We start from the raw sequence: 7221 nt of genomic DNA on the forward strand, positions 1-7221 counted from the left end.
TATAAAGAGCTGAAGGACATCATTGCGATCCTGGGTATGGACGAACTGTCCGAGACCGACAAGCAACTGGTAGCCCGCGCTCGTAAGATCCAGCGCTTCCTGTCGCAGCCGTTCTTCGTGGCCGAAGTCTTCACCGGTTCGCCAGGCAAGTACGTTTCCCTGAAAGACACCATCGCTGGCTTCAGCGGCATCCTCAAAGGTGACTACGACCACCTGCCAGAACAAGCGTTCTACATGGTCGGCAGCATCGACGAAGCGATCGAGAAAGCCAAGAAACTGTAATTCCTGCGCCCCGCAAGGGGCGCTATCAGGTTGAGGCAAGCAGATGGCTATGACAGTCCATTGCGATATCGTCAGCGCGGAAGGAGAAATTTTCTCCGGTCTGGTCGAGATGGTGGTTGCGCACGGTAACCTGGGTGATCTTGGTATCGCTCCAGGCCACGCGCCGCTGATCACCAATCTGAAGCCAGGTCCGATCACGCTGACCAAGCAGGGTGGCGCCCAAGAGGTGTTCTACATCTCTGGTGGTTTCCTCGAGGTTCAGCCGAACATGGTCAAGGTGCTTGCCGATACCGTGCAACGTGCTGCAGACCTGGATGAAGCGCAGGCTCAGGAAGCCCTCAAGGCTGCCGAGAACGCCCTGAATCTGAAAGGTGCGGACTTCGACTACAGCGCCGCCGCCGCACGTCTGGCCGAGGCCGCAGCCCAGCTGCGTACTGTCCAGCAAATGCGCAAAGGCAAGTAATCGGCCCAGGGCTGATGACTGCTGTTGTGATTGAGTAAAAGGGTAGCCTCGGCTACCCTTTTTCTTTTTCCGTTTTCCCCCCGGTCATTTCACTGACCGCCCAGGATTGGTAGCCAGTAATGTCACTCGATATCGTTATTCTCGCCGCCGGCCAAGGCACTCGCATGCGTTCGGCGCTGCCCAAAGTGCTGCATCCGGTAGCCGGCAACTCGATGCTTGGCCATGTTATTCACAGCGCGCGCCAACTGCAGCCGCAAGGTATTCATGTGGTGATTGGCCACGGTGCCGAGCTGGTTCGCGAGCGCCTGACTGCTGACGACCTGAATTTCGTCATGCAGGACAAGCAGCTGGGCACCGGCCACGCAGTTGCCCAGGCGCTGCCGGCAATCTCCGCGGACACCGTGCTGGTACTGTACGGCGATGTGCCGTTGATTGAAGTGGAAACACTGCAGCGTCTGCTGGCCAAGGCCAACGACAAGCAGCTGGGCCTGCTCACGGTGACCCTCGATGACCCGACCGGTTATGGCCGTATCGTCCGTGACGAGCAAGGCATGGTGACTGCAATCGTCGAGCACAAGGACGCCACCGACGCGCAGAAAGCCATCAAGGAAGGCAACACCGGTATTCTCGCCCTCCCGGCCGCACGCCTTGCCGATTGGATGAGTCGCCTGTCGAACAACAATGCCCAGGGCGAGTATTACCTGACTGACATCATTGCCATGGCTGTAGCCGATGGCCTGGTGGTTGCCACCGAGCAGCCACATGATGCGATGGAAGTGCAGGGCGCCAATGACCGGCGCCAGCTTTCCGAGCTGGAGCGCCATTACCAGCTGCGCGAAGGCCGTCGACTGATGGCGCAAGGTGTCACCCTGCGCGATCCTGCACGCTTCGATGTGCGCGGTGAAGTCACCGTTGGTCGCGATGTGCTGATCGACATCAACGTTATCCTCGAAGGCAAAGTGGTCATCGAGGACGATGTCCAGATCGGCCCTAACTGCGTAATCAAGAACACCACCCTGCGCAAAGGGGCGGTGGTCAAGGCCAACAGCCACCTCGAAGGCGCGGTGATGGGCGAGGGCAGCGATGCGGGGCCGTTCGCCCGCTTGCGCCCGGGCAGCGTGCTGGACGCCAAGGCCCATGTGGGTAACTTTGTCGAACTGAAGAATGCGCACCTGGGTGAGGGGGCCAAGGCTGGTCACCTGAGCTATCTGGGCGATGCAGAAATCGGTGCGCGCACCAATATCGGTGCCGGCACCATCACCTGCAATTACGATGGTGCCAACAAGTTCAAGACCGTGATGGGCGAAGATGTGTTCATCGGCTCGAACAATTCCCTGGTGGCGCCTGTGGATATCCAGGCGGGGGCGACTACCGCTGCCGGTTCGACCATCACCCAGACAGTGAAAGCCGGGGAGTTGGCTGTAGGTCGTGCGCGCCAGCGCAATATCGAAGGCTGGAAGCGGCCGGAGAAGCTCAAGAAGAGCTGAGTTATACACAGCTGTTTCTACTCAAAGCCGACCTATGAGAATAGGTCGGCTTTTTTGTGGGTAGAGATTCCTGGTGTAATTCCGAGCAGCTGAAAGATTTATCCACAGCTTGACGAAACGCTCATCTTAGGTTTTGATTGCAACCATTATCTTTCGAAACGAAACTTAAGCGCTCATGTCGAAACGAAACACCCCACAACGACGGCACAACATTCTGGCTTTGCTCAGCGAGCAGGGCGAGGTGAGCGTGGACGCGTTGGCCAAGCGTTTCGAAACGTCGGAAGTGACCATCCGCAAAGACCTCGCCGCCCTGGAAACCAACGGCCTGCTGCTGAGGCGCTATGGTGGTGCGGTGCCTGTCCCGCAAGAGCTGCTCGGTGAGCCCGCTCAGCCTGTCTCTTCCTATAAAAAGGCCATCGCCCGGGCAGCTGTCGGGCGCATCCGCGAACACGCACGGATCATCATCGACAGCGGCAGTACCACGGCGGCCATGATCCCGGAGCTGGGGCGCCAGCCCGGCCTGGTGGTGATGACCAATTCGCTTAACGTGGCCCGTGCCATCTGCGACCTGGAACACGAACCGGTGCTGCTGATGACCGGCGGTACCTGGGACCCGCATTCCGAGTCGTTCCAGGGCCAGGTGGCCGAGCAGGTATTACGCTCTTACGATTTCGACCAGCTGTTCATCGGTGCCGATGGCATCGACCTCGGCCGCGGTACCACCACCTTCAACGAGCTGCTTGGGCTCAGTCGGGTCATGGCCGAGGTAGCCCGTGAAGTGATCGTGATGGTGGAGTCCGACAAGGTAGGGCGCAAGATCCCCAACCTCGAGCTGCCATGGAGCAGCGTGCACACTCTGATTACAGACGAACGCCTGCCCGCAGCGGCACGCGAACAAATTCAAGCCCGTGGCGTCAACCTGATCTGCGCCGCGATCAGCCAGGAGCAATAAACATGTGTGGAATCGTTGGCGCCGTCGCCGAGCGTAATATCACAGCCATCCTGATCGAAGGCCTCAAGCGTCTCGAGTACCGCGGGTACGACAGCGCTGGCCTGGCAGTGCTCACCCAGAACGGTGAACTGCAGCGCCGCCGCCGCATCGGCAAGGTCAGCGAGCTGGAAGCCGCTGTTGCAGCAGACCCGTTGGCAGGCCAGCTGGGCATCGCCCACACCCGTTGGGCTACCCACGGTGCGCCAACCGAAGGCAATGCACACCCGCACTTCTCGGCGAGTGAAGTGGCCGTTGTGCACAATGGCATCATCGAGAACCACGAGGAGCTGCGCGAAGAGCTGAAGGCGCTGGGCTACGCCTTCACCTCGCAGACCGATACCGAAGTGATCGTCCACCTGATTCACCACACCCTGAAAACCATCCCTGACCTGACCGATGCCCTGAAGGCTGCGGTCAAGCGCCTGCATGGTGCCTACGGCCTGGCGCTGATCAGCGCCAAGCAGCCTGACCGCCTTGTTGCAGCCCGCAGCGGCAGCCCGCTGGTCATCGGCCTGGGCCTGGGCGAGAACTTCCTGGCCTCCGACCAACTGGCCCTGCGCCAGGTCACCGACCGCTTCATGTACCTGGAAGAAGGCGACATCGCCGAAATCCGCCGTGACCAGGTTTCCATCTGGGACGTGCAGGGCGACAAGGTTCAGCGCGAAACCGTGCAGTACCACGAAGGTGCCGAAGCTGCTGACAAGGGCACTTACCGTCACTTCATGCTCAAGGAAATCCATGAGCAGCCAAGCGTGGTGCAGCGCACCCTGGAAGGCCGTCTGGGCACTGACCACGTCTTGGTCCAGGCCTTCGGACCGCAGGCCGCCGAGCTGTTTGGCAAGGTACGGAATGTACAGATCGTTGCGTGCGGAACCAGCTACCACGCGGGCATGGTAGCTCGCTACTGGCTGGAAAGCCTGGCGGGTATCCCATGCCAGGTCGAGGTAGCCAGCGAGTTCCGCTACCGCAAGGTGGTGGTGCAGCCGGACACCCTGTTCGTCTCCATCTCGCAGTCCGGCGAAACCGCCGACACCCTGGCCGCTTTGCGTAACGCCAAGGAGCTGGGTTTCCTGGGCAGCCTGGCAATCTGCAACGTGGGCATCAGCTCGTTGGTACGTGAGTCGGACCTGACCCTGCTGACCCTGGCCGGCCCGGAAATCGGCGTGGCTTCCACCAAAGCCTTCACCACCCAGCTGGTTTCGCTGATGCTGCTGACGCTGGCCCTTGGCCGGGTGCGCGGTACCCTGGATGCCGGCGTCGAAGCCGAGCTGGTGGAAGAACTGCGCCGCCTGCCGACCCGTCTGGGCGAAGCCCTGGCCATGGACGCCACCGTCGAGAAAATTGCCGAGCTGTTTGCCGACAAGCACCACACCCTGTTCCTTGGCCGTGGTGCGCAGTACCCGGTCGCGATGGAGGGTGCGCTCAAGCTCAAGGAAATCTCCTACATCCACGCCGAAGCCTACCCGGCAGGCGAGCTGAAGCATGGCCCGCTGGCACTGGTGGATAACGACATGCCGGTGGTTACCGTGGCCCCGAACAACGAACTGCTGGAAAAGCTGAAATCCAACCTGCAGGAAGTACGTGCCCGTGGTGGCGAGTTGGTAGTGTTTGCCGACGAGCACGCTGGTATGACCAATGGTGAAGGTACGCACGTGATCAAGGTGCCGCACATCGCCGATGCCCTGGCGCCGATCCTGTACACCATTCCGTTGCAGCTGCTGTCTTACTACGTCGCTGTGCTGAAAGGCACCGACGTGGATCAGCCGCGTAACCTGGCCAAGTCGGTTACTGTCGAGTAAGGCGAGAGCCGGGGGCGTTTTGGTGGTGGCTGCTGTACTTTTTGCAGTCACTTTCTGCTCTACAAGCACCAGGTGATTACTGAGGTCGCAGGTGTAGCGCATAGGGGGTATGACCCAGCGATCAGATCACAGCCAGCTCCTTGAACAGCCATTGCTTGAATTGAGTGACGGCGTGAGGCTGCGTGGGCCGACGGGGATGTACCAGGTAATGGCCCACGTACCGGACGCTGTGGCTCACATCCCGCAGTGGACGGACCAAGCGACCGCTCGCCAGCTCTTGCTCGGCTACTAAATCCGATTCAAGGACTACTCCCAGACCACCTGCCGCCGCAGCGATACCCATTGAACTCCGGTCGAACGCCAGACCATAAGATTGCGGCGGTTGCATCGCGTTTGCCGCAAACCAGCCTTTCCATTGCACCGACTGCCCATCGCTCTGTATCAGAAACTGAGAGTACAGATCCTGTGGCGAGCGTAGAGACCTTGCGACTTCAGGGCTGCACAGTGGCGTCAGCTCTTCGATGCGCAACGGCGTCTTTTCATGCGAGGACGGCCGGGGCTCGCCATACACGATATCCAGGTCGAAGTCGTCATTGTCGAACAGTGCGTAATCCGTGCTAGCGGAGATACGCAAGTCGATGCCAGGGTGGTCTCTCAAGAACCCGGCCAGGCGCGGGACCAGCCACTGACTGGCAAAGGTCGGCGCGGTATGCAAGCGCAGGGGGAGCGCCGTCTCGTTGGTCGCGATCGCTAAACCCCGACTCATCTCTTCGAAGCCGCGTTGTACGTGATCGAGCAGCATGGCTCCTTCAGCCGTCAACGCCGTGTGCCTGGTGTTGCGGACGAACAGCGAAATTTCGGCAGCGGCTTCCAGTTTTCGGATTGCATGGCTCACCGCACTGGGCGAGAGATCAAGCTCTTTTGCTGCTTCCACGAACGAGCACGTTCGGCCTGCCGCCTCGAAAACCCTGAGCGCTGGCAGAGGCAACCGTTTCAACACCTTCATTGATGAATCCAGTTCATTGGTTGGCGAATTTAAACCTTTTGTCGGCTCTGTATTTTTACATGAACATCAACTGGTTACTCAATTCGATGCTTACCGATGAATCTTCTACATCAGTGACACCGGATCGCTGGTCACCAATGGAGAACAATATGACCGAGAGTCGCAATGAGCACTTTGCCCGGATGTCGGCGCACGCTTGGCGCATCCGTCGCTTCGCGCTGCGCATGGGTGAGGTCCAAGGCCAGGGCTACGTAGGCCAGGCGTTGGGCTGGGCCGATGTGCTAGCTGTTGCCTACTGCCACGCCATGAATATTCGCCCTGATCAACCCGACTGGGAAGGGCGGGATCGCTTTCTGCTGTCCCATGGACACTATGCCATAGCCTTGTACGCCGCTTTGCTGGAGGCGGGAGTGCTGCCGGAAGAAGAGCTGGAAACCTATGGCTCTGACGATAGTCGGCTGCCGATGTCTGGCATGGCTACCTACACACCCGGCATGGAAATCTCGGGTGGCTCGTTGGGCCAAGGGCTGGCCATCGCGGTGGGTCAGGCGCTGGGGCTGCGCCTCAAGGGCAACGGGGCGTTCGTGTACAACTCAATGTCTGACGGCGAGTTGGATGAAGGCGCGGTATGGGAGGCTGCCATGTCGGCCGCACACCACCGGTTGGGCAACCTCATCAACCTGGTGGACATCAACCGCCAACAGGCCGACGGCCCATCGCACGACATCCTTCAGTTCGAGCCTCTCGTCGATAAGTGGGCCGCGTTTGGGTGGCATGTGCAACGCGTCGACGGCAACAACCTGCAGGCTGTGATCGATGCCTTCGATACCGCGCGGGCGCTCCCTGGCGATAAGCCCCGGGTGATCCTCTTCGATACCTTGATGGGTAAAGGCGTGCCGTTCCTGGAACAGCGTGACAAGAACCACTTCATCCGGGTCGAGCCCCAGGAGTGGCAGCAAGCACTTGCAGACCTCGATGAGATCCACGCGCCAAGGAGCCACCAATGACTGCCGCCTCTCCAGCAAAGCCGAAGCTCACCACGTCGTCCATGATCGCTTCCATTGCCAGTGAAGGGCAACGCACCACCTCTGCACCATTTGGCCACGCTTTGGTTAAGGCTGGTCAGAAGGATCCCCGCATCGTTGGCATGACTGCAGACCTGGCCAAGTACACCGACCTGCACATCTTCGCCC

6 protein-coding genes and 2 pseudogenes are annotated in these 7221 nt (G+C 60.0%); 7 read left to right on the plus strand and 1 reads right to left on the minus strand.

The genetic code is table 11. The features are described 5' to 3' along the window. The 5 genes and pseudogenes from HP547_RS22270 to glmS form a co-directional block, all read left to right on the plus strand. Positions 1–282, plus strand: a pseudogene (locus HP547_RS22270) (F0F1 ATP synthase subunit beta); the annotation flags it as partial. Between the two features lie 43 nt (positions 283–325). Beyond that, positions 326–745 carry a F0F1 ATP synthase subunit epsilon gene (locus HP547_RS22275; RefSeq protein WP_041167946.1) on the plus strand — a complete coding sequence of 140 codons (420 nt, stop codon included), beginning with the start codon at positions 326–328 and terminating at the stop codon, positions 743–745. Positions 746–864: 119 nt separating this feature from the next. Continuing rightward, positions 865–2232, plus strand: coding sequence for a bifunctional UDP-N-acetylglucosamine diphosphorylase/glucosamine-1-phosphate N-acetyltransferase GlmU (gene glmU, locus HP547_RS22280; protein ID WP_172227314.1), 1368 nt, complete (start codon positions 865–867; stop codon positions 2230–2232). A gap of 175 nt (positions 2233–2407) precedes the next feature. Further along, positions 2408–3184, plus strand: coding sequence for a DeoR/GlpR family DNA-binding transcription regulator (locus HP547_RS22285; protein ID WP_172227316.1), 777 nt, complete (start codon positions 2408–2410; stop codon positions 3182–3184). Between the two features lie 2 nt (positions 3185–3186). After that, the gene (glmS, locus tag HP547_RS22290; RefSeq protein WP_172227318.1) at positions 3187–5022 is read left to right on the plus strand and encodes a glutamine--fructose-6-phosphate transaminase (isomerizing); all 1836 of its coding nucleotides are present in this window, start codon (positions 3187–3189) and stop codon (positions 5020–5022) included. 121 nt (positions 5023–5143) lie between these two features. Here the strand turns inward: glmS and HP547_RS22295 are convergent, their stop codons facing one another. Then, positions 5144–6028, minus strand: a complete 885-nt coding sequence (locus HP547_RS22295) for a LysR substrate-binding domain-containing protein (protein ID WP_172287443.1) — start codon at positions 6026–6028, stop codon at positions 5144–5146. Between the two features lie 149 nt (positions 6029–6177). Here HP547_RS22295 and HP547_RS22300 point away from each other — a divergent pair, with 149 nt between their 5' ends. Then, the gene (locus HP547_RS22300) at positions 6178–7035 is read left to right on the plus strand and encodes a transketolase (protein WP_172287444.1); all 858 of its coding nucleotides are present in this window, start codon (positions 6178–6180) and stop codon (positions 7033–7035) included. Then, positions 7032–7221: pseudogene (locus HP547_RS22305) on the plus strand (transketolase family protein); the annotation flags it as partial. The gene HP547_RS22300 and the pseudogene HP547_RS22305, both read left to right, overlap by 4 nt.

Source organism: Pseudomonas sp. CM27, assembly GCF_013179515.1.
Classification (GTDB): Bacteria; Pseudomonadota; Gammaproteobacteria; order Pseudomonadales; family Pseudomonadaceae; genus Aquipseudomonas.

Bases quoted from the DNA above. Each gene is read 5' to 3' on its own strand.
- HP547_RS22275 (WP_041167946.1), top strand. From the start codon at position 326: ATGGCTATGACAGTCCATTGCGATATCGTCAGCGCGGAAGGAGAAATT.
- glmU (WP_172227314.1), top strand. From the start codon at position 865: ATGTCACTCGATATCGTTATTCTCGCCGCCGGCCAAGGCACTCGCATG.
- HP547_RS22285 (WP_172227316.1), top strand. From the start codon at position 2,408: ATGTCGAAACGAAACACCCCACAACGACGGCACAACATTCTGGCTTTG.
- glmS (WP_172227318.1), top strand. From the start codon at position 3,187: ATGTGTGGAATCGTTGGCGCCGTCGCCGAGCGTAATATCACAGCCATC.
- HP547_RS22295 (WP_172287443.1), bottom strand. From the start codon at position 6,028: ATGAAGGTGTTGAAACGGTTGCCTCTGCCAGCGCTCAGGGTTTTCGAG.
- HP547_RS22300 (WP_172287444.1), top strand. From the start codon at position 6,178: ATGACCGAGAGTCGCAATGAGCACTTTGCCCGGATGTCGGCGCACGCT.